Origin of the sequence: Amycolatopsis sp. NBC_00345, assembly GCF_036116635.1 — a bacterium.
Classification (GTDB): domain Bacteria; phylum Actinomycetota; class Actinomycetes; order Mycobacteriales; family Pseudonocardiaceae; genus Amycolatopsis.
In genome coordinates this window covers 1,134,637-1,155,205 of record NZ_CP107995.1, presented here as the reverse complement: position 1 = coordinate 1,155,205, position 20,569 = coordinate 1,134,637, and the positions used below count along the sequence as shown (strand labels likewise).

Below are 20,569 nucleotides of genomic sequence, written 5' to 3'. Positions count from 1 at the left end.
GCAATTATTGTCGGAGCCGGTAGAAGGCTGCCGCGCCTAGCGGCCCCGCACCCCACACACTCCGTGGAGACGCCAGGATGAGCCCGCTGTTCGAGCCGTACACGCTCCGGTCGCTGACCATCCCGAACCGCGTGTGGATGGCGCCGATGTGCCAGTACAGCGCGGCCCCGAGCGGCGAACTGGCCGGCACCCCGACCGACTGGCACTTCGCCCACCTGACGGCCCGCGCGGCCGGCGGCACCGGGCTGATCCTCACCGAGGCCACCGCCGTCAGCCCCGAAGGCCGGATCAGCCCGTACGATCTCGGCATCTGGAACGAGACGCAGGCCGCCGCGTTCCGCCGGATCACCGATTTCCTGCGCACGCAGGGCACCGTGCCGGGCATCCAGCTCGGGCACTCGGGCCGCAAGGCCTCCACCGAACGCACGTGGGTCGAGCGCGGCGCGCCGATCCCGGCCGGCGCGGAATACGGCTGGACCCCGGTGAGCGCCAGCCCTGTGCCGTTCACCGAGGCCTCCACGACGCCGGAAGAGCTGACCACAGAACAGATCGCGGAAATCGTCCGCCAGTTCGGCGAGGCCGCGAAACGCGCTCGTGCCGCCGGGTTCGACGTCGTCGAGGTCCACGGCGCGCACGGTTACCTGGTGCACCAGTTCCTGTCGCCGTTCACCAACCGGCGCACCGACAGCTACGGCGGCTCGTTCGAGGGCCGCACCCGTTTCGCGCTGGAGGTCGTCGACGCGGTGCGCGCCGCGTGGCCGGCGGACCTGCCGGTGTTCTTCCGCGTCTCCGCGACGGACTGGCTGACCGAGAACGCCGCCGACCCCCGCGAAGGCTGGACCGCCGAGGACACCGTGCGGCTGGCCAAGGAACTGCACACCCGCGGCGTCGACCTGCTCGACGTGTCCACCGGCGGCGCCGCGCCGGACGCGAAGATCGAGGCCTCGCCGGGCTTCCAGGTGCCGTTCGCCGAGCGGGTGCGCGCCGAGGCCGGGATGCCGGTCGCCGCCGTCGGGCTGATCACCGAGCCGGAGCAGGCCGCCGAGATCCTCTCGGACGGCCGCGCGGACGCCGTCCTGCTGGGCCGGGCACTGCTGCGCGACCCGTACTGGGCCCGCCACGCCGCCGCCGCGCTGGGCGGCGAAGTGCCCTCCCCGATCCAGTATCACCGCGCCTGACGCACGAGGGGACGCCGGTCCGAACCGGATGCGTCCACAAAGGAGCACCAGCAGCCCGGCGATCACCTTTTCCGACAACGGTTCCCACCGTCGTTCCGCCGGTCCACTCTGCCTTTTCGGCCAGAAACCGTTGTACTCCAGGGAAAACCGGCGACGACTGTCCGTTTTATACGGTTTCTATCCAACGACGGGTCTCGCCGCCACTCCCTACTTTCGGCCCTTATTACTGGTGGCCCCGTTATCGAAACTGCCCGCAGCGGGTCACTCGGGATGACCCTCTACGCGGAAGGTGATCCATGTCTTCGAAACGGCTGGCTGTTCTGACGACGGCTTTGGCCACGTCGTCACTCCTGGTGGCGGCGGGTGGTGCCGCCACCGCGGCCACCCAGCAGACCGGCCAGGTGAGCACCGACTCCCAGGGCCGCGTCATCGCCGTCCACCCCGCGGCGCCCCTCGCGGCCGCGCAGGCCCAGGCCGGGAACGTCGCCGCGGCGGCCGGTTCCCACATCGCGGGACTGGCGAAGCAGTTCGGCCTCGGCGTCGGCGACCTGAAGCTGGCGGGCGTGCAGGCGCTCCCGGGCGGCAACGTCGCGCGGCTGCAGCAGACCATCGGCGGCGTGCCGGTGTACGGCGCGCAGATCGTGCAGGACCTCGACTCCCACGGCTCGCTGCTCGCCGCGCTCGGCAAGACCACCCAGCACAGCGAAGGCGCCTTCCCCGCCGACGCGCGCGGGGCGCAGGACCGGGCCTCGAAGGCGGCGCTGGCCGCCGTCACGAAGAAGGCCGGCAAGTCCGCGGGCCTGAAGGCCGGCGCCGAGCAGGCGTACTGGTACGACGCGAGCCTGGGCGGCGACAGCAAGAACGCCACCGCCGTGCCCACCTACTTCGTGCCGGTCAACGGGATCGACCCCGAGGACAAGTGGACCGCGGTGGTCGGCGCGGGCAGCGGCCAGGTGCTGACCGTGTGGGGCGAGACGAAGCACGCGGGGGTGAACCGCGAGGTCTGCGACGCCAACCGCAAGGTCGTCGACCTCGACACCGCCACGCTGGAGGACATCCGCTGCGGCGCCAGCCAGGCGTTCAAGATCTCGCGCACGGAGGGCCAGGACCCGGTCGCGACCGAGGACGTCAACCACGTCTACGACTTCTTCGGTGCGGCCCAGGACTTCTACAACACCGCCGCCACCTACGACCTGACCGCCAACATCGGCGCCGACTACGGCGACGGCAAGGGCAAGGCGCTGCGCGGCACCGTCCGCATGTGCGAGACCGAGAACGGCCAGGAGCAGTGCCCGTGGGCCAACGCCTTCTGGGACGGCGAGCAGATGGCCTTCGGCGAGGGCGTGACCACAATGGACATCACCGGTCACGAGCTCACCCACGGCGTCACCCAGCACACCTCGCAGCTCGGCAGCGGCTACGCGGGCGCGCTGAACGAGGGCATGTCCGACGTGATGGGCCAGTTCATCGCCTTCAAGGCCAAGGACGCCAACGTGCAGGGCGACAACCGCTGGATGATGGGCGCGGGCTCGTCGATCGGCCAGGTGCGCGACATGAAGAACCCGGCCAACTCGGGTGAGGGCGCCGGGCCGGACCGCGTCAACGGCCAGTACTGGACCGACGAGAACGGCGACCCGCACATCGACGCGGGTGTCGTCGACAAGGTCGACTACCTGATCACCGACGGCGACAGCTTCAACGGCCAGACCATCACCGGCCTCGGCGAGGACAAGTCCATCGCGCTGTGGTGGAAGGTGGAGAACCTGCTCCGCCCGACGTCCACCTTCAAGGACCTCGGCACGGCCCTGAACTCGGCCTGCAGCACCAACGCCCAGACCGGCGTCGCCGGCACCACCACCGCCGACTGCACCCAGGTCGGCAACGCGGTGAAGGCCACGCAGCTGGACAAGGCGCCGTAAACCCTTATTCACCAGCTCCGTCCCCAGAACACGGAAGCGCCGTCGGTCTTCATGGGCTGGCGGCGCTTCCGCCATTTCCGGGGTCGGTCCCCGGATTACGGCACTGAGTGCACTTGTCCTGGATCGGCTCCGGCGCTGCGCAGGGCCGCGCCCACCCGCGCGACGACCTCGTGCAGCGGCGTCGCGGTGCTCATCACGGCGATCACAGTGGCTTCGGTGGTCCCAGCAGTTCCGACAGCCCCGGGCTCACCAGCGGCCTCGGGACGGCTGCGGAAGGCGTCGGCGACGAGGGCGAACGCGTGCGCGGCGCTGGCCGCGATGTCGTCCTTTCCGCCGCTGCGCAGCCAGCTGCGGAGCACGTGGTTGTTGGCGGCGGCGATCGCGGCGGCGGCGACGGCCGCGCGCAGGCCCGAGGAGTCGTCGCCCTGCTCGGCGAACCGCCGCCGGAGGTAGCGCGCGAGCACGCGCTGGTACCGGTCGACGGTCGCGACCTCCTTGTCCCGCAAGGAAGGCACGGTGCGGGTGAGGGCGAACCGCTTGACCGAGACGTCGAGGTCCGCGGCGTAGTAGTCGAGCACCAGGCCGACCGTCGCGCAGGCCACCTCGACCGGGTCGCCGCCCGGGTCCGCGGTCTCGAAGACCCGCTCCATCTCCGCCACGATCTCGTCGTGGTTGGCGAAGATCACGTCGTCCTTCGCGTCGAAGTAGCGGAAGAACGTGCGCCGCCCGACGCCCGCCGCGGCGGCGATCTCGTCGACGGTGGTCGCCTCGTAGCCCTGGGCCACGAACAGGTCGATCGCGGCCGAGGCCAGCGCCCGGCGCAGCTCCCGGCGGCCGGCGGCGGTGGCCCCGACCCGCGTGGCCGGCGAGCGGCGCGGCGATTCCGTCATGGTCCGGAACGGTAGCAGCCGGCTTGCTAGTGGCACTGAGTGCCGTTAGACTGGATGACGGGTTTCGGGCACCACTGCGCCCGAGCAGGCCCCAGAGCACTCCCGACCGAGCGGAAGGCGTCGACGATGACCCTCGACCAGCAGCTCCAGCCGACCGGCCCCGGCGCCGCGCGGCCGGAGTCCGAGCGTTTCGACGCGTACTACGGGCGCCTGTTCGGCTGGTCGGTCCAGTGGCGGGGGCAGGGGCTGTTCCTGGTGCTGGAGAACGGTCTCTGCGCGGTCACCCTGCCGAAGCTCACGGCGACGCCGGTCCTGCAGCGCCTGGCCGCGACGGGCTGCCAGGGCCCGGCGCTGACGCTGCCCACCCAGCACGGCGCGCGAGCCGCACTGCTCGCCGAGACCGACGGCCTGGTCCCCCCGCGCGGCACCCTGCCGAAGGACGTGGAGCTGCTCGACTGCGGCGCGCTGGTCCCCCTGCCGATCGGCCCGCGCGCCACGGGCCTGGCAGTGGAGTGGCTCACCGCCCCCGACCCGCGGCAGCGCTGGCTGCCGAGCCTGGGCGCGGTACTGGCCGCGCTGCACCCGCGCCGCTGAAGCTGCCCTCCGGTCTGGCCCGAAGCGCCCCAATGGGGTTGTTTCATCGTGGTTGTGGCTGGTGGCGGCGGTGAGGCGAGGTCGTTTCGGTTGGTCTGGCAGGAAGTGGTGGCGGGACGGTGTGGCGTCCCGGGCATGAGTGAAGCCCTCGGCAAGATCGAGATGTGAGTCAACAACCCGCCGAGGGCTTCGACCCCATTTCCTATCAGGTCACCCTTCCCCTGTCGCGACAGACCCTGCAGATGGTCGCCGAGTTGATCCGCACCCGTCGCCGGCAGATGCGGTCGCGGTGGCGTAAAGCCGGCCCTGCCGGGCAGGCGCTGGTGGTGCTGGCGGTGCTGCGCCACGACCAGCGCCTGGCCGACATCAGCGGTGGTAACGGTGTCTCAGCGAGCACGGTGCGGCGCTGGGTGCTGGAAGTCATCACGCTGCTCGCCGCCCGGGCCCGACGGCTGGGACGGGTCCTGCGGCGGCTGGCCGCCCAGGCAGCGGTGGTGGTGCTGGTGGACGGGACGCTGATCCGGACCCGTCGCCGCGCCGGCACCGCCAACCGACCCAATTACAGCGGTAAACACAAACAACACGGGCTGGTGGTGCTCGGGCTGAGCGACGAACAGGGCCGGTTGCTGTGGGTGTCGGCGGTCCTGGCGGGTAAGACCGCCGATATCACCGCTGCACGTCGGTTGCGGGTCCGTGACCGGTTGCATGAGCACGATCTGACCCCGGCCGGCGACAAGGGTTTCCATGGCTGGCACAAAGACGTCCGCGACACCCGCGACTGCTTTCGGTGTGGTGGGTTGTGTGAGCAGATCGTGCTTACGCCGTACAAAGCTCAGGCCAACCGGCCGTTGACGACGGGGCAGAAGCAGGCGAACGCGGCGTTCAGCGGGATGCGCTGTGCGGTGGAGGGTGGCTTCGCCGCCCTGAAAGCTTGGCGGATTTTGACCAAGGTTCGGATGGATGCCCGTCATGTCACGACGTTGGTGCGGGCTCTGCTCGTGCTTGTGGAGCACGAGCAGAGCGTCCGCGACACTGCCCGGCCCGCCGCGGTTTGACGGTTACCACGATCAGTCAACCCAGCCTGACCAGCACAAACCACGATGAAACAACCCCAATGTGGCGTTGGGTGCGTAGAACGCACCCAATGTGGCGTTGGTTGCGTTGAACGCACCGAACGCCACATTGGGGCGCAACCCAGCCAGGGTCACCGGGAGCCTCGGGTCAGCAAAGAACCGCGTATCAGTACCCGCTCAGCATGCTCAGCAGCTGCGGGTACGACCCATCGCGTTCCGCGTAGCGCAACGGCTTCACCGTCTCGACCAGCAGCTCACCGTCGTCCTGAGCGGCCAGCAGGGTCATCGTCTCGCTGAGGAACGCCTCCAGCGGCATCGCGTTCTCGTCGTTCTCCTGGTTCATCAACGCGGTCCGCACGGCGGGCGGGACCAGTTCCAGCACCCGCACCGGCGTGTCCGCCAGCTGAACGCGCAGGGACTCGGTGTACGAGTGGATCGCGGCCTTCGTGGCGGCGTAGGTCGGCGTCAGCGGCAACGGCACAAAGGCCAGCCCCGAGCTGACGGTGACCACGGCAGCGTCCTCCTGCTCCGCGAGGAACGGCAGGAACGCCGACAGGACACGGATCGTGCCGAGCAGGTTGGTGGCCACCGTGGCCTCGGCGGTCACCAGGTGCGCGGGGTCCAGCAGGTTCTCCCGCAGCATGATCCCGGCCATGGTGACCACCACGTTCAGCTCCGGGTGGGCGCGGGTGACCTCGCCGAACACCTCGGTGATCCGCGCGGGGTCGGCCACGTCGAGGGTCACGGTCTCGATCCCCGCGTGCTCGGCGGCGATCCGGTCGAGCAGGTCCTTGCGCCGCCCGCTGATGATCACCTTGTTGCCGAGGTCGTGCAGCCGCAGCGCCAGGCCGAGCCCGAGGCCCGACGTCGCCCCGGTCAGGAAAACGGTGTTCCCGGTCTGCTTCATCTTCGTGGTCCTTTCCCGTTCGGTTCTCCCCCGAGCTTGGCGGGATCCGACGGGCGCAACCATGGTCTGTCGATCCATGGCTGCGGCGACCCTGTCTCAGTCGCGGGGCGGGAAAGGCTCTTCGACCGGCGTGTCGACGGCGAGGGTGAGGATCGCGACCATCGCGTCGAGCGGCAGCTGGGTGGCGCTGGCCTGGTCGAGGAACGCGAGGATGCGGGTGCCCTCGGGGGTGAGGACGCCGGCCTCGTCGCTCACCTGGGCGCTCGCCGCCTCCAGCGTGCCGAGGCCGGCGTTGTGGTGAGCGTCGCGCACCGCGTTGCGGAGCACGGCCAGCTCGGCCTTCGACGGCCCGCGCTTCTCGGCGCGCAGCCGTTCCACGATCCGCACGACCTGGGGCGAGTGGGCGGCGACGGACCGGCGCCCGGCGTAACCGGCGACCATCCGCGGCGTGGACCGCACCTCGGGCGGCGCGACCGGGACCACGGCGTCACGCGCGGGCTCCACGCCCGGGACCTTGAGGCTCTCCAGCGCGTCCGCCCGCCGCCGCTCGCTCTCGCGCAGCCGGGCGAGCGGATCCCGCCGTCGCGACGCGGCGAACTCGCGGGCCTCCTCACGGGCCTTGGTGCCGGCCTCGCTCAGCTGCGGGCGGCGCCGGTAGCTGCCGTCGTCGAGCGCCCGGCGGCGGCTCGCGGCGAACCATGCCTCGAACGTCTGGCCCTGCCGCGGCGGCTCCAGCACGTCGGTCATCGACGCCTGGGCCTCGTCGCTGAACCAGCCGTTCAGCCGCGAGCGCAGGAAGTCCCCCGGCCGCTCCCCCGCCCCGCGGGGCCGCTGCCGGGTGCCGTCCGGGAGAGCGCCCAGCGCCACCAGCAGCGCGTCCGGGCAGTAGCCGTTGCCGTACCAGAACTCCAGCTGGCGGTCGACGTCCTCGCGCTCGTCGCGGGTCAGCCGCTCGGTCACCCAGCCCATGCGGCGAAACAGCACGCCGGTGGCCTGGGCGCGCTCGTGCCCGTCGCTCGGCACCACCGTCGACGGCCACGCCCGGTCCGAGATCCGAACCACCAGCACCTCCTCAAGCCGCCTTCGACGGTACGGCCCCGCCCCGGGCGGCCCGCAGGGGACACGCCCGATGGCTGAATAAGTGGGATACGTGTCATTGCTGCCATGACCGCCCGGTGCGACGCTGGTCGGGTGCGAGAACACCTGGTCCTGATCCCCGTCTTCGACGGCGTGCAGGTACTCGACATCACCGGGCCCCACGAGGTGCTGGCGTACGCCACCCGGTACCTCGGCGACGCCCCGGGTTACGCCGTGCGGCTGGTCGCCGCCACGCCGGAGCCGGTGACCACGGACGGCGGGCTGAAGCTCGTCCCGGACGGCCCGCTGCCGTCGTCGGGCGAGATCGGCACCCTGCTCGTGCCCGGCGGGACCGGCGCGCGGGACCTGCCGCCGGACGACGAGCTGGTCGGCTGGCTGCGCGGTGCGGCCGGCCGGTCCGCGCGGGTCGTCTCGGTGTGCACCGGCGCGTTCCCGCTCGCCGCCGCCGGGGTGCTCGACGGCCACACCGCCGCCACCCACTGGATGTACGCCGGGCAGCTCGGTGCCGCGTACCCCGAAGTCGACGTGCGGGCCGACCCGATCTTCGTGCGCGACGGCCGGGTCTGGACGTCGGCGGGCGTCACCGCGGGCATCGACCTCGCGCTGGCGCTCGTCGAGGCCGACCACGGCGTGGACGTCGCCCAGCAGGTCGCGCGCACGCTGGTGGTGTTCCTGCGCCGCCCGGGCGGGCAGAGCCAGTACGCCGGTCCGGTGTGGACGGAGCCGGCCCGCAAGCCCGGCATCCGCGAGGCGCAGGACCTGATCCACGGCCATCCGGACGCCGACCTGCGGGTGCCCGCACTCGCCGCGCACGCGGGCATGAGCGAGCGGCACTTCAGCCGCGAGTTCGTCCGCGAGCTCGGCTGCCCGCCCGGCGACTACGTGGAGCAGGTGCGCGTCGATGCCGCCCGCCGGCTCCTGGAGTCCGAGCCCGCGCCGGTGACCGCGGTCGCCGGCCGCACCGGCTTCGGCACCGCCGAGACCATGCGCCGGGCGTTCGTGCGACGCCTCGGTGTGTCACCCGCCCACTACCGTCGGCACTTCGCCGCCGGACCGTCCTGAAAGGACTCACCATGCAGGTCGCGATCGCCGCCTTCCCCCGGATGACCGCGCTCGACGCCATCGGCCCGTACGAGGTGCTGCAACGGATCCCTTCGCTGGACCTGGTGTTCGTCGGCGAGCAGCGCGGTGAGATCCGCACCGAGAACGGCTTCCTCGGGCTCACCGTCGACGCCACCTACGACGAGGTGCCCTCGCCCGACGTGGTCGTCGTGCCGGGCGGCGTCGGCACCCGCAAGCTGCTCGACGGCGGCCCGCTCGTCGACTGGACCCGCGACACCTACGTCGGCGCCCACTTCACCACCTCCGTCTGCACCGGCTCCCTGATCCTCGCCGCCGCGGGCCTGCTGGACGGGCTGGAGGCGACCACGCACTGGAGCGCCATGGACAAGCTGGCCGAGCTGGGCGCGAAGCCCGTGACGCGGCGCGTGATCGAGCACCTGGGCCTGCGCCTGATCATCGCCGCGGGCGTCTCCTCCGGCATCGACATGGCCCTGCGGCTGGCCGAGCTGCTCGTGGACACCACCGCCGCGAAGGCCACCCAGACCTTGATCGAGTACGACCCCGAGCCGCCGTTCGACGCGGGCCACCCGAGCAAGGTGGACGCCGCGGTCATGGCGCGGGTGGACGAGTACCGCGCCGTCCGCGCCTGAGGGCGCCTGGACCTGCGGGGGCGCGGACCCGCTCCTAGACGCGGAACCGCACGTCCGCGGCGGCGACCGCCGCCGCCGTCCGCCCCGGTGCCGCCTGGTGGGACCAGTACAGGTTCGTGTGCGCGATGACCTGGTCCGGCGGCGGTGCGCCCCAGGCGGTGCGGTCGCCGGTGGTGTGGGCGTCGGTGACCAGCGTCGCGTCGTAGCCGCGGGTGAAGGCACCGTGCAGCGTCGAGCGGACGCACGCGTCGGTCTCCGCGCCGGTGACGATCAGCCGCCCGGCCCCCAGGCCCGCCAGCACGGTCTCGAGCGTGGTGTCCTCGAAGGCGTCGCCGTACTGCTTCCCGACCAGCGGCTCAGCCTCGCGCGGGTCCAGCTCGGGGACGATCTGCCAGTCGTCGCTGCCGGGGGCGAGGCCCTCGTCGGAGTGCTGCACCCAGACGACGGGCACGCCGTCCTCCCGCGCCCGCTCGACCAGCCCTGCGATCTTCGCGACGACCTTGTCCCGCTCGTACGCCTCAGCCACCACTTCGCGTTGCACATCGATTACGAGCAGTGCGGTGTTCGGCCGGTTTTCCAGTGTCGTCACGGTTTCCTCCTCGGGGTCCGGGCCCACGCTACTTCGTCCGCGGCCCCGGGCGGGCCGGATCCGCCGATCCGGGTGGACAATGGCCGTCATGGTGGTCCCGCTCCGGTTCTCCGCGGCCGACGACGCCGGACGGCGGGTGTCGCGGTACCGCGAGGTGCCGCCGCCGGCCGGGCTGGCCTCGGTGGTCCAGTGCTCGTGGGAGGGCGTGCCCGGCTGGGCGCGGGACCTGCGCGTGCTGCCGGACGGGTGCGTGGACCTGGCGTGGAACGGCCGTCGGCTGGTGGTCGTCGGCGCGGCCGCCCCGGTGCGGATCCCGCTGTCCGGCTCCGGCACGGCGGTCGGGGTCCGGCTGCGCTGCGGCGCGGCGGGCGGCCTGCTCGGGCCGGGGTTCGCCGCGGACACCGTGGTGGACCTGCACGACCTGCTGCGGACCCGGCTCGTCGACGAGCTGACCGCGGCGGAAACGCCTGCCGCGCAACGGATCGTGCTGACGGAGTTCGTCGGACGGCGGCTGCGCCACGGTTTCGAGCCGGACCCCGCGATGGCGACGGCCGTGCGCGCACTGTCCACTCCGGACACCCGGGTCGACGCGGTGGCCGGCCGGCTCGGCGTCAGCGACCGGACGTTACGGCGCCGGGTCCGCGACGCCGTCGGGTACGGCCCGAAGGAACTGCACCGCGTACTGCGTTTCCACCGCTTCCTCGGCCGCCTCGACGACCTCGCCGCCGGCCGCACCACGCTGTCGACGATCGCCGCGGAGCTGGGGTTCGCCGACCAGTCGCACCTGGGCCACGAATGCCTGCGCCTGTCGGGCTCCTCGCCTGCCCAGCTCGTCGCCAGTTACGCGCGTCACGACCGCGTGGCCGAAACCGACCAGACGGCGGCGTCCTGACCGGCCGATCATCCGGGACATGGACCCCATCACGCTCACCGTCCGCGCCGACGACCTCGACACCAACGGCCACGTGCGCGGCCCCGCCTACCTGGCCTACGCCGACCACGCCCGGTGGGCCGGCCTCGCCGCGGCGGGCGTCGACCTCACCGCGCTGCGCGAGCACGGCGTAGGCCCGGTCAACCTCACGACCACGATCCGGCACCTCGGGGAACTGCGCGCCCTCGACACCGTCACGGTCACGTCCGCCTACGAGTGGAGCGGCGGGAAGACGTCGAGCATCCGGCAGCAGCTGCACCGCGCGGACGGCCTGCTGGTCGCCGAGGTGACCAGCGTCTGCGGGCTGCTGGACCTCGCCGAACGGCGCCTGGTGCCGCGTCCCGAGGAGCACTGGCGGGCCCACGCCACCGAGCCCGGGCTGTTGGGCCTTTAGCTTCAGAGCGTGAGTTCGCCGTCGCGCGCGACGACCTCGCCGCCCGCCATCACCAGGGCCCGGCGAGGGACACGGACCAGTGCGTCCGGGACGTTCTGCGCGTCGAGCAGCACCACGTCGGCGCGGGCGCCGGGCTCGATGCCGTGGCGGGCACGGTGCACGAACCGGGCGGCGCGGCTGGTGGCGAGTTCGACCGCGTAGGTGAGGTCTTCGTCGGTGCGCAGGCCGTGGAGCCGGGCGAAACCGAGGGCGATCCGGAGCAGGTCGCCGTCGCCGAACGGGGACCACAGGTCGCGGATGCCGTCGGTGCCCAGCCCGATCGGGATGTCCCGCTCAGCCATGCCGCGCCACGGCAATGGGGCGGAGCGGACGGGCGCGACCGTCGCCCACGCGATGCCGGCCTCGGCCAGCCGGTCGAGCAGCTCGGACTGGCGCCCGGCGGGCAGCTCGCCCAGCGCGAAGCCGTGCGAGACCGTGACCCGGCCCTGCAATCCGGTCCGCTGGGTCCGGTCGATGATCAGCTCGTACTGGAACGCGCCCAGCTCGCCGCCGTCGTGCAAATGGATGTCGAGGCCGACGCCGCGCCGTTCGGCGATCCGGAACAGCCCGTCCAGCTGGGCCACGGGATCCCGGTCGATCGAGGCCGGGTCGAGGCCGCCGATACTGGCCGCCCCGGCGGCGGCCGCCTGGTCGAGCAGGTCGAGCACCCCGGGCCGGCGCTGCACCCCGTCCTGCGGGAAGGCGACGACCTCCACCTCGACGGCGCCGCCGAGCACCGCGGCCGCTTCGGTGACCGCCTCGATGCCCGTCAGCCCGACGCCGAGGTCGACGTCCACATGGGACCGGGTGGCCGTCGTGCCGTGGCGCAGGAACTCCCGCAGCACCGCCACCACCCCGTCGACACCGGGGATGCCGTACTTGTCCCGCTCCGCGCGCTCGTGCGCGATCCGGCCCTGCGTGGTGGGCTCGCCGCCGTAGGAGACCCAGTCCTGGCCCCACCAGCTCTTGTCCACGTGGGCGTGCGCGTTGACGAACCCCGGCAGCGCCAGGCGGCCACCACCGTCGATCCGGGTCACCGGCGCCTGTTGTCCCGATGCCGTACCCGCCGGGACGACCTCGGCGATCACCCCGTCACGGACCACCACGTCGCGAGCCTCGCCGCCCCACGGGCGGACGTTCGCCAGAATCACTTCAGCCACGACCGGATGGTATCCCAAACGCCCGCACCCTCTGGGCCACCCAGCCCCACCGTACCAATACGCCTGTATGATATCCCCATGCCACGAGTAGTCGATCACGATCAGCGCCGGGCGCAGATCGCACGGGCGTTCCAGCGGTTGCTGGCCGCCGACGGGTTCGGCGGGGTGTCGTTCTCGCGGGTGGCGGGCGAGGCGGGGGTGTCCGTCGGGCTCATCCAGCACTACTTCGCGGGCAAGGACGCGCTGCTGCGGTTCGCCTACGAGGACGCCGTGGCCCGGATGAGCGAGCGAGTGCAGGTCCGCGTCCGTAACGGCGAGGCCGCTGGCAGCCCGGTCGCGGAAGTACTACTCGACACCCTCGTCGAACTGCTGCCCCTCGACGCGGAGCGAGACCTCGAATACCGTGTGCGGCAAGGGTTACAGGCCCAGGCCCAGCACGACCCGGGCCTCGCCGCCGTCGCCCGGCGGTCCGGCGGCGGGCTGCTCGAGTACGTCACGTCCGTGGTCGAGAGCGGCAAGGAGAGCGGCGAAGTCGAGCCCGCCCTCGACGCCGGACTCGCCGCCCGCCTGATCCTCGCCACGACGCAGGGCCTGGCCGACCAGGTCGCGCTGTCGGGCGCGGACGCGTTCCCGGCCCGCGACGTGCTGGACCAGTCCATCGGCACGGTGTTCACCTCGCGCCGGCGGGAATCCCCGCGACAGCCATAAGCTCGTAGGGTTAAGGTAGCAATATGATCGTATTGCCACCGAGGGAGCGCACCCGATGACCGAGCCCGTGACCGTCCAGCTGACCGACGGCACCATCCGCGGCCGTCAACGAGACGACCACCAGTCGTTCCAGGGGATCCCGTACGCCGCGGCGCCCGTCGGCGAGCTGCGGTGGCGCGCGCCCGCGCCGGTCGAGCCCTGGTCCGGGGTCCGCGACGCGACCGAGCCGGGCCCGCCCGCACCGCAGGCCGCGCAGTCGTTCGCGGCCACCAGCTCGGTCGACGAGGACTGCCTGACGCTGAACGTCACCGTGCCCGCGACCCCGCGCGCCGGGCGCCCGGTGCTGGTCTGGCTGCACGGCGGCGGCGGGACGAACGAGACCGCGTCCACCTACGACCCCCGGCGGCTCGCCGTCACCGGAGACGTCGTGGTCGTGGCCCCCAACTTCCGGCTCGGCGTGCTCGGCTGGTTCGGCCACCCGGGCCTCGACGGCAGCGGCACCTTCGGTCTGCAGGACCAGCAGGCCGCGCTGCGCTGGGTGCGGTGGGAGATCGCGCGGTTCGGCGGTGACCCGGCGAACGTGACGCTGGTCGGCGAGTCCCACGGGGCGCTCACCGTCGCGGCGCACCTGACCGCGCCCGGCTCGGCCGGGCTGTTCCACCGCGCGGTCCTGCAGAGCGTGTTCGGCGCGCTGGACGCGACGCCCGCGCACACCTTCATGCCCGGCATCCCGGCGCTCCCGCCGATGTGGTCGCCGGTGGCCGAGCTGGAGCAGCTCGGCGCCGCCGTCGCGATCGAGCACGGCTGGGTCAAGCCGGGCAGCGACCCCGAGTCGGCGCTGGCGCAGCTCCGGCGTGTCCCGGTGGCGGACCTGCTCCCGGCGTCGGGTGCCTTCATCCGGCCCGCGTTCGGCGGCGCCGTCCTGCCCGAGTCGCCCGCCGACGCGCTACCCGCCGGCCGGTTCCACCGGATGCCGCTGATGCTGGGCACCACCCGCGACGAGGCCCGCTTCTTCGTTGGCCTGGCGGGTAATCCCGTCACTGCGGACAGTTACCCGCAGCTGCTGGCCGAGGCGTTCGGCGACTCCGCGGACGAGGTCGCCGCGCGTTACCCCCTCGACCGCTTCGCGACCCCGAGCCTCGCCTGGGCGCGGGTCAGCACCGACCGCGCCTGGGCCCGGCCGGTCTGGGAACTGGGCCAGGCCCTCGCCGCGCACACCGGCACCTGGTGCTACGAGTTCGCCGACGAGGACGCCCCCGTGCTCATCCCCGGCTTCCCCACCGGCGCCCAGCACGGCAGCGAGCTGGCCTACCAGTTCGACCTCCCCGGCGGGCCCGCGCTTTCGGCGGCGCAACAGGAACTCGCCGAGGGGATGAACCGGTACTGGACCGCCTTCGCCCGCCACGGCGACCCGGCCTCACCGGGCCTGCCGGACTGGCCCGGCGCCGGCCACGTCCAGTCGCTGGCCCCGGGACGGATCGGCGCCGTCGACTACGTCACGGAGCACAGCCTGGACTTCTGGGCACGAATGCCCTGAACCGGCACCGTTCCGCACTGCCGGAACGGGCAAGGAGCACGGACCGCCCAGGCTCGCCTGACTGGTCGGCGTCGACAGCCGCCACCCCCGCTGGCAGGGTCGTCTCATGCAGCACGACGATCGGACCCGGCCACAGCCCGAGGAGGCGACGGCGTTCATCGCCTTCGACGCGTCCGATCTGAGCCTGCCCGGCGGCGCGCACTGGCCGACCCGCGATCTCGACGTGCCCCGCTCGTACACGCAGATCGCGGTGCAGGTCGCGGTCCCGCAGCCGCCGCCGTCGCCGATCGGGCAGCCGGCCGGCTCGGTGGCGCAGTCGAGCAGCCGGCTGGCCGTCGCCGCGCTGGTCAGCCGCATCACCGGGTTCGGCTGGAAGGTCGCGCTGGCGCTGATCATCGGCACCGGCGTGGTGAACGACTCGTTCAACATCGCCAACACCCTGCCGAACATGGTGTTCGAGCTGCTACTGGGCGGGGTGCTGTCCAGCGTGGTGATCCCGTTGCTGGTCCGCTCGCACGACGACCCCGACGGCGGCGAGGCGTACGCGCAACGGCTGATCACCATGGCGCTGGTGCTGCTCGCGCTGGGCACGGCCTGCGCCGTCGCGGCCGCGCCGCTGTTCACCATGCTCTACGTGGACAGCTCCTCCCCCGACGCCAGCCCCGCGCTGACCACCGCGCTGGGCTACCTCGTGCTGCCGCAGATCTTCTTCTACGGCCTGTTCGCGCTGTTCGCCGCGATCCTCAACGCGAAGAACGTGTTCGGCCCGCCGGCCTGGGCGCCCGTGCTCAACAACCTCGTCGTGCTCGTCACGCTCGGGGCGTTCTACCTCGTGCCCGGCGAGATCTCGCTGAGCCCGGTCCGGATGGGCGACCCGAAGCTGCTGGTGCTCGGGCTCGGGGTGACCCTCGGCATCGTCTGCCAGGCCGTCGTGCTCATCCCGCCGTTGCTGCGCAGCGGTTTCCGGTTCCGCTGGCGCTGGGGCATCGACCCGCGGCTGAAGGAGTTCGGCGGGCTGGCCGCGTGGATCCTGGGCTACGTCGGGGTGAGCCAGCTCGGCCTCGTCGTCAACACCAACGTCCTGACGAGCGGCACCAGCGGCGGCGTCACCGCGTACACCTACGCGTGGCTGCTGTTCCAGCTCCCCTACGGCGTCATCGGCGTTTCGCTGCTGACCGCGTTCATGCCGCGGATGAGCCGGGCCGCCGCCGACGGCGACACCCAGCGGCTGGTGGGCGACTTGTCTTACGCCGCCCGGCTTTCGACCGTGCTGCTGATGCCCTGCTCCGCCATCCTCGCGGCGATCGGCACGCCGATCGGGATCGCGATCTTCACCTGGGGCAAGGGCACTCTCGCCGACGCCGACCGCCTCGGCCAGACGCTGGCGATCTCCGCGCTCGGCTTGCTGCCGTACGCGATGGTTCTGTTGCAGCTGCGCGTGTTCTACGCGATGAAGGACGCCCGCACGCCGACGCTGATCATGATCGTGATGACCGCGGTGAAGATCCCGATGCTGTTCCTCTGCCAGGGCCTGCTCGACCGCGAGCACATCGTGCTCGGCGCGATGCTGGTCAACGGCGCGACCTACGTCATCGGCGCGGTCGTCGGGCAGGTCTGGCTGTGGGTGCGGCTCGGCCACCTGCGCAGCCGGCGCGCGCTGCGCGTCATCCTGGTCACCACCGCGGTCAGCGCCCTCGGCGGCGGCGCGGCGTACCTGACCGGGCTCGTGGTGCCCGCCTCCCTCGGCCCCAGCTGGCAGGCCATCGTCCGGCTGCCGCTGGAGGGCCTGGTCGGCGCCGGGGTCTCCTTCGGCCTGCTCGCCGCACTGAAGATCAGCGAGTTCGACCCGATCACCCGCCGGATCGCCGGACTGCGGCGGGCCCGGTCCTGACCGGGGAGCGAGTTGCCCGGAGAGTTCATTTTCGCCGCGCTGCCAGGGTGTTCCGAAGCTCGCCCGGCCCCTCTGTCATCGGGCGCGAAACCCGGTGACGGACCGGGGATGAGCGGGAACGGGTGTCGAAGATGGGCCTGATCAGCCTGCTGCTCATCGCCGGCGGCGGCGTGATGGCGTACTTCGGAGCTCGCGCAAGCGCACGCGGCTGCTGAAGACCGGGGTGCCCGGCACCGCGACGGCCCGGCACACCGTCTCCCGGTTGGCGCTTCCCTTTGCCGGGCAACAGTTCTCCGTGCGCTTCGCCGCGGACGACCGCACCGACCGGCCGCCTCGCCGCGGACCCGTCCGGCCCCAGCGGCGCGCCGCGGGCGGAAACGGGCCATCATGGACGAGTGGAATCGACCCGAGTGGACCGGTGGCTGTGGGCGGTGCGGCTGACCAAGACGCGCGCGGACGCCGCCGCGGCGTGCCGGGGCGGGCACGTCCGCGTGAACGACCGGCCCGCCAAGCCCGCCACCTCCGTGGTGGCCGGTGACGAGGTGCGGCTGCGCAACGGGCCGGTCACCCGGATCGTCGAGGTCGCGCGGGTGATCCAGAAACGCGTCGGGGCCCCGGACGCCGCCACCTGCCTCATCGACCGGACCCCGGCGCCGCCGCCGGAGGCCTCGATGCCCGTCGCCCGGCGGGAACGCGGCGCCGGGCGCCCGACCAAGCGCGAACGGCGTGAGCTGGACGAGTTCCGGGCGCGGCAAGGCCCGCTCGGCTGAGCCCGCCACCCAGCGCCCCAATGTGGCGTTCGGTGCGTCTGACGCACCGAACGCCACTTGGGTGCGTTGAGCGCAACCAACGCCACATTGGGGCGGTCAGGTCAGCGCCCGGCGCCACTGCTCCCGCACGGCGTGCCGGAGGCGCTCGGTGTCGACGGCCGCGGGATCGAGCAGGCACTGCAGGGCGATGCCCCGCAGCTCGCCGAGGACCGCGACCGCCGTGTCCCGGGCGTCGACGTCCGGGCGGATGTCCCCGGCCGTGATCCCGGCGCCGACGTCGGCGCGCAGGTCCGTCCGGAAGCCCTCGTCCCGTTCGCGGAAGACCCCGGCGAGCTCCGGCGAGGTCAGCGAATCGGCCCACAGCAACAGGAACGCGCGGCGCAACGGGCCCGCGCCGCCGAGGGCCGCGACGTAGCCGTCGATCAGGGCGAGCAGCCGGTCCAGGCCGGGTTCGTCGCCGACGCCGGGGACGAACCCGCTCTGGCTCGCCCGGGCGAGCGTGTCGAGGAGGGCCTGCTTCGAGCCGAAGTGATGGGTGACGATCCCGCGGCTGTAGCCCGCGCGCTCGCCGACCCGGGCGAGCGTCAGCGCCGCGACGCCGCCCTCGACCACGATCTCGGCCGCGGCCTGCAGGAGCGCGGAGCCGGTCTGGGCCCGGCGTTGTGCCTGGGTGAGTCGGGGCATGCCGCACAGTACCAAAGAAACTTGCGTGTCGGCCGACAAGTATGTAACCCTGGGGTTCCTGAAACGAGGAGGAATCGATGCCTGCGGTGTTCGTGCACGGCAACCCGGAGACCGCCGCGATCTGGCGGCCGCTGCTCGCCGAACTGGAACGAAAGGACGTGGTGTGCCTGTCGCCGCCCGGGTTCGGCGCCCCGCTGCCCCCCGGATTCGGGGCCACGGTGGGGGAATACCGCGACTGGCTGATCGAGCGGCTCGCGGAGATCGACGAACCGGTCGACCTGGTCGGGCACGACTGGGGCGGCAGCCACGTGGTCAGCGCCGTGAAGACCCGGCCGGACCTGGTCCGCAGCTGGGTCAGCGACGCGCTCGGGACGTTCGACCCGGACTACGTGTGGCACGAGCTGGCCCAGGTTTGGCAGACCCCGGGAGCGGGCGAGGCGGCGGTCGAGGAACGCTTCGGCTCGGCCGAAAAGCGCCTTGCGGCGTTCGCCGGGCTCGGTTTCCCGGACGACCTGGCCACCGAGATCGCCACCGGGCACGACCCCTCGCTGGGGCCGGCGATGCTCGCGCTGTACCGGTCCGCCGCCCAGCCGGTGAAAGCGGAACTCGGCCGGGACCTCACCGGCCTGACCCGCCGGCCGGGACTCGCCGTCCTGGCCGGGCAGGACCACTTCGTGGGCACGGACGAGCAGCGCCGGCGCACCGCGGCACGGGCGGGCGCCCGGGTGGCGGAACTCCCCGATCTCGGCCACTGGTGGATGATCCAGGACCCGGCGCGCGGCGCCCGGATACTCACCGATTTCTGGGCCCTGGGCTGATTTCCGGCGCCCCAGAGTTCTCGGACGCCTGAGGCGGACCCGCGCTGGGCAGGCGCGGCGAAGGCGTCGCCGGTACCGACGGCAACGGGCCCGGGCCTCCCGTGAGGAAGGCCCGGGCCCGCGACCGGCTCTGTGCCAGAGCCCTGGATCAGTGCCAGAGATCAGTGCCTGAGATCAGGCCTTGAACTCGGGAACTCAGTGCCCGAGGTGGAGACCGTCGAGCGCGCTCTCGAGCCCGTGGTGCAGGTCGAGGCCGTTGGCCAGGTCGTGCGCGTGGTTCTCCACGTTGCTGACCAGGTCGCCGGAGTGCGTCGCGCCGGTGAGGTCGCTGGTCACCGCGTCGCTGCGGATGCCCGTGTCGGTGTGCTCACCGGTCGCGGCCAGCGCGTGGTTCACCGCGTCGCCGGCGACCGGCAGGTGCGAGGTGACACCGGCGAGGGTGTGGGTGACCGAGCCGACGGTGGCCGACACGTCCGGCGTGGCCGGCAGCGCCGGGACACCCGGAACCGCGGGCAGCGCCGGGACACCCGGGACGGCGGGCAGGGCCGGAACGCCCGGAACCGAGGCACCCGGAACCGCCGGGACCGCCGGGAGGGCGGGCACGGCCGGGAGCCCGACCGGCAGCGCCGAGGCCGCGTGGTCCAGCGTGCCGGACAGGTCGCCGGCGGCGCCGAAGTCCCCGTGCGGCTGGATGTTCTCGGCGTTGACGCCGACCGGCGTGGAGCCGATGACCCCGTTGACCTGGCCGAGCAGGCCACTGCCCCCGACGCGGACGTCCTCGACCACGCCGCTCAGCGGACCGCCGACGGCCGGCACCTGGGCGACGGTGGTGACCGCGGCCTTCCACAGCAGGGCGTCGCCGAGGTGGTTGGTGGTGGCGTCGACCACGCTGCCGACCAGCTTGCCGTCGAAGAGGTGGTCGCCCACCGCGCCGACGGTGTGCTGCAGGTCGATGGCGCCGGCGTCGACCAGCGGGCCGACCAGCGGCACGCCGCTGACCGCGGAAGCGACGCTGTCCACGCCGCCGGAAACGTCCGCGAGGACGCCGTGCGTGGCGGTGTTCAGGCCGGTCTGGTCGGCGACGTCGCTGACCGCGCCGAAGACCCCGGTCAGAACGCCGGACTCGCCGCCGAGAGCGCCCGAAGCGCTGTGGGCGGCTTCTTCCGCGCGGGGCGCGAACGCGGCGACGTGGTCCAGCGTGCCGGTGACGTCACCGGTGGCGAACGCGGCCGGCGAGCCGGCGGCCGGCAGCGGCGCGGTGTCCATCACGAGCGGCATGATGTCGTGGACGTCCGCCGCGCTCAGGTCCCCCAGACCGGCGTCGTTCAGCACACCCTGCGGGTTGGCGTTGTACTCCGCCAGCGCCTGCGGGTCGCCAAGAAGGTTCAACGCGAATTCGTGCAGCGTCTGCACCGGGCCCATAATTGATTTCTCCTGATTAATGACAACAGATCGGCGGTGTTCGAGACCGGCACCGTGAGATCGGCACCGCGAGACCGGCACTATCGGACATGCCGACGAGCCGGTGGCTCCGGAACGAACTTAGGGCGGCGCCACCAGCAGGCCATCGGGGGCTGCCCCGGGTCTTGCGGGGCAGCACTAGGGGGCTTCGGGGTACGGCCCATTAGGGGCACTAGGGATCTGCCGCCGGCCGCGCGAATACCCCGTGGTCACAGG

At 72.5% G+C, this 20,569-nt stretch carries 20 protein-coding genes; 13 read left to right on the top strand and 7 right to left on the bottom strand.

Going from position 1 to position 20,569, the window contains the following annotated elements:
• The first annotated feature begins 77 nt into the window (after positions 1-77).
• Positions 78-1,178, top strand: coding sequence for an NADH:flavin oxidoreductase/NADH oxidase (locus OG943_RS05270; RefSeq protein WP_328608532.1), 1,101 nt, complete (start codon positions 78-80; stop codon positions 1,176-1,178).
• 296 nt (positions 1,179-1,474) lie between these two features.
• Complete coding sequence (locus tag OG943_RS05265; protein ID WP_328608531.1) at positions 1,475-3,097, top strand: M4 family metallopeptidase; 1,623 nt, start codon at positions 1,475-1,477, stop codon at positions 3,095-3,097.
• Between the two features lie 95 nt (positions 3,098-3,192).
• On the opposite strand, the gene OG943_RS05260 is transcribed toward OG943_RS05265, so the two are convergent.
• Positions 3,193-3,987: a TetR family transcriptional regulator gene (locus OG943_RS05260; RefSeq protein ID WP_328608530.1), complete on the bottom strand. Its 795-nt coding sequence runs from the start codon at positions 3,985-3,987 to the stop codon at positions 3,193-3,195.
• A gap of 126 nt (positions 3,988-4,113) precedes the next feature.
• Between OG943_RS05260 and OG943_RS05255 the strand changes: the two genes are divergently transcribed.
• Together OG943_RS05255 and OG943_RS05250 are read left to right on the top strand one after the other, a co-directional pair.
• Entirely contained in the window at positions 4,114-4,581 is a 468-nt protein-coding gene (locus tag OG943_RS05255) for a hypothetical protein (RefSeq protein ID WP_328608529.1), read from the top strand.
• Between the two features lie 164 nt (positions 4,582-4,745).
• The gene (locus OG943_RS05250) at positions 4,746-5,636 is read left to right on the top strand and encodes a transposase family protein (protein ID WP_328603197.1); all 891 of its coding nucleotides are present in this window, start codon (positions 4,746-4,748) and stop codon (positions 5,634-5,636) included.
• Between the two features lie 184 nt (positions 5,637-5,820).
• Here OG943_RS05250 and OG943_RS05245 read toward each other — a convergent pair whose 3' ends face one another.
• The gene (locus OG943_RS05245; RefSeq protein WP_328608528.1) at positions 5,821-6,561 is read right to left on the bottom strand and encodes an SDR family oxidoreductase; all 741 of its coding nucleotides are present in this window, start codon (positions 6,559-6,561) and stop codon (positions 5,821-5,823) included.
• Positions 6,562-6,657: 96 nt separating this feature from the next.
• Positions 6,658-7,623, bottom strand: a complete 966-nt coding sequence (locus OG943_RS05240) for a hypothetical protein (RefSeq protein ID WP_328608527.1) — start codon at positions 7,621-7,623, stop codon at positions 6,658-6,660.
• Between the two features lie 129 nt (positions 7,624-7,752).
• Here OG943_RS05240 and OG943_RS05235 point away from each other — a divergent pair, with 129 nt between their 5' ends.
• Together OG943_RS05235 and OG943_RS05230 are read left to right on the top strand one after the other, a co-directional pair.
• Positions 7,753-8,721, top strand: coding sequence for a GlxA family transcriptional regulator (locus tag OG943_RS05235; RefSeq protein ID WP_328608526.1), 969 nt, complete (start codon positions 7,753-7,755; stop codon positions 8,719-8,721).
• 11 nt (positions 8,722-8,732) lie between these two features.
• On the top strand, positions 8,733-9,371 hold the full coding sequence (locus tag OG943_RS05230) for a DJ-1/PfpI family protein (protein ID WP_328608525.1): 639 nt from the start codon (positions 8,733-8,735) through the stop codon (positions 9,369-9,371).
• 34 nt (positions 9,372-9,405) lie between these two features.
• On the opposite strand, the gene OG943_RS05225 is transcribed toward OG943_RS05230, so the two are convergent.
• Positions 9,406-9,960, bottom strand: a complete 555-nt coding sequence (locus OG943_RS05225) for an isochorismatase family protein (protein ID WP_328608524.1) — start codon at positions 9,958-9,960, stop codon at positions 9,406-9,408.
• 88 nt (positions 9,961-10,048) lie between these two features.
• On the opposite strand from OG943_RS05225, the gene OG943_RS05220 reads away from it, so the two are divergent.
• A complete protein-coding gene (locus tag OG943_RS05220; protein ID WP_328608523.1) occupies positions 10,049-10,852 on the top strand; it encodes a helix-turn-helix domain-containing protein in 804 nt (267 codons plus the stop codon).
• 19 nt (positions 10,853-10,871) lie between these two features.
• The gene (locus tag OG943_RS05215; RefSeq protein WP_328608522.1) at positions 10,872-11,285 is read left to right on the top strand and encodes an acyl-CoA thioesterase; all 414 of its coding nucleotides are present in this window, start codon (positions 10,872-10,874) and stop codon (positions 11,283-11,285) included.
• Positions 11,286-11,287: 2 nt separating this feature from the next.
• Here OG943_RS05215 and OG943_RS05210 read toward each other — a convergent pair whose 3' ends face one another.
• Positions 11,288-12,484, bottom strand: a complete 1,197-nt coding sequence (locus OG943_RS05210) for an amidohydrolase (protein ID WP_328608521.1) — start codon at positions 12,482-12,484, stop codon at positions 11,288-11,290.
• Between the two features lie 78 nt (positions 12,485-12,562).
• Here OG943_RS05210 and OG943_RS05205 point away from each other — a divergent pair, with 78 nt between their 5' ends.
• The 4 genes from OG943_RS05205 (at position 12,563) to OG943_RS05190 (ending at position 17,390) form a co-directional block, all read left to right on the top strand.
• Positions 12,563-13,192, top strand: a complete 630-nt coding sequence (locus tag OG943_RS05205) for a TetR/AcrR family transcriptional regulator (protein ID WP_328608520.1) — start codon at positions 12,563-12,565, stop codon at positions 13,190-13,192.
• A gap of 55 nt (positions 13,193-13,247) precedes the next feature.
• A complete protein-coding gene (locus tag OG943_RS05200) occupies positions 13,248-14,729 on the top strand; it encodes a carboxylesterase/lipase family protein (protein WP_328608519.1) in 1,482 nt (493 codons plus the stop codon).
• Positions 14,730-14,835: 106 nt separating this feature from the next.
• Positions 14,836-16,620 carry a murein biosynthesis integral membrane protein MurJ gene (gene murJ, locus OG943_RS05195; RefSeq protein ID WP_328608518.1) on the top strand — a complete coding sequence of 595 codons (1,785 nt, stop codon included), beginning with the start codon at positions 14,836-14,838 and terminating at the stop codon, positions 16,618-16,620.
• Positions 16,621-17,015: 395 nt separating this feature from the next.
• The gene (locus OG943_RS05190) at positions 17,016-17,390 is read left to right on the top strand and encodes an RNA-binding S4 domain-containing protein (protein WP_328608517.1); all 375 of its coding nucleotides are present in this window, start codon (positions 17,016-17,018) and stop codon (positions 17,388-17,390) included.
• A gap of 96 nt (positions 17,391-17,486) precedes the next feature.
• Here OG943_RS05190 and OG943_RS05185 read toward each other — a convergent pair whose 3' ends face one another.
• Complete coding sequence (locus OG943_RS05185; RefSeq protein WP_328608516.1) at positions 17,487-18,074, bottom strand: TetR/AcrR family transcriptional regulator; 588 nt, start codon at positions 18,072-18,074, stop codon at positions 17,487-17,489.
• A gap of 77 nt (positions 18,075-18,151) precedes the next feature.
• Here OG943_RS05185 and OG943_RS05180 point away from each other — a divergent pair, with 77 nt between their 5' ends.
• On the top strand, positions 18,152-18,892 hold the full coding sequence (locus OG943_RS05180; protein WP_328608515.1) for an alpha/beta fold hydrolase: 741 nt from the start codon (positions 18,152-18,154) through the stop codon (positions 18,890-18,892).
• Positions 18,893-19,087: 195 nt separating this feature from the next.
• Here the strand turns inward: OG943_RS05180 and OG943_RS05175 are convergent, their stop codons facing one another.
• Complete coding sequence (locus OG943_RS05175; protein WP_328608514.1) at positions 19,088-20,314, bottom strand: IniB N-terminal domain-containing protein; 1,227 nt, start codon at positions 20,312-20,314, stop codon at positions 19,088-19,090.
• Positions 20,315-20,569: the final 255 nt, after the last annotated feature.

Coding starts and splice junctions, on each gene's coding strand:
- OG943_RS05270 (WP_328608532.1), top strand. CDS start 78: ATGAGCCCGCTGTTCGAGCCGTACACGCTCCGGTCGCTGACCATCCCG.
- OG943_RS05265 (WP_328608531.1), top strand. CDS start 1,475: ATGTCTTCGAAACGGCTGGCTGTTCTGACGACGGCTTTGGCCACGTCG.
- OG943_RS05260 (WP_328608530.1), bottom strand. CDS start 3,987: ATGACGGAATCGCCGCGCCGCTCGCCGGCCACGCGGGTCGGGGCCACC.
- OG943_RS05255 (WP_328608529.1), top strand. CDS start 4,114: ATGACCCTCGACCAGCAGCTCCAGCCGACCGGCCCCGGCGCCGCGCGG.
- OG943_RS05245 (WP_328608528.1), bottom strand. CDS start 6,561: ATGAAGCAGACCGGGAACACCGTTTTCCTGACCGGGGCGACGTCGGGC.
- OG943_RS05230 (WP_328608525.1), top strand. CDS start 8,733: ATGCAGGTCGCGATCGCCGCCTTCCCCCGGATGACCGCGCTCGACGCC.
- OG943_RS05220 (WP_328608523.1), top strand. CDS start 10,049: ATGGTGGTCCCGCTCCGGTTCTCCGCGGCCGACGACGCCGGACGGCGG.
- OG943_RS05215 (WP_328608522.1), top strand. CDS start 10,872: ATGGACCCCATCACGCTCACCGTCCGCGCCGACGACCTCGACACCAAC.
- OG943_RS05205 (WP_328608520.1), top strand. CDS start 12,563: ATGCCACGAGTAGTCGATCACGATCAGCGCCGGGCGCAGATCGCACGG.
- OG943_RS05200 (WP_328608519.1), top strand. CDS start 13,248: ATGACCGAGCCCGTGACCGTCCAGCTGACCGACGGCACCATCCGCGGC.
- murJ (WP_328608518.1), top strand. CDS start 14,836: ATGCAGCACGACGATCGGACCCGGCCACAGCCCGAGGAGGCGACGGCG.
- OG943_RS05185 (WP_328608516.1), bottom strand. CDS start 18,074: ATGCCCCGACTCACCCAGGCACAACGCCGGGCCCAGACCGGCTCCGCG.
- OG943_RS05180 (WP_328608515.1), top strand. CDS start 18,152: ATGCCTGCGGTGTTCGTGCACGGCAACCCGGAGACCGCCGCGATCTGG.
- OG943_RS05175 (WP_328608514.1), bottom strand. CDS start 20,314: ATGGGCCCGGTGCAGACGCTGCACGAATTCGCGTTGAACCTTCTTGGC.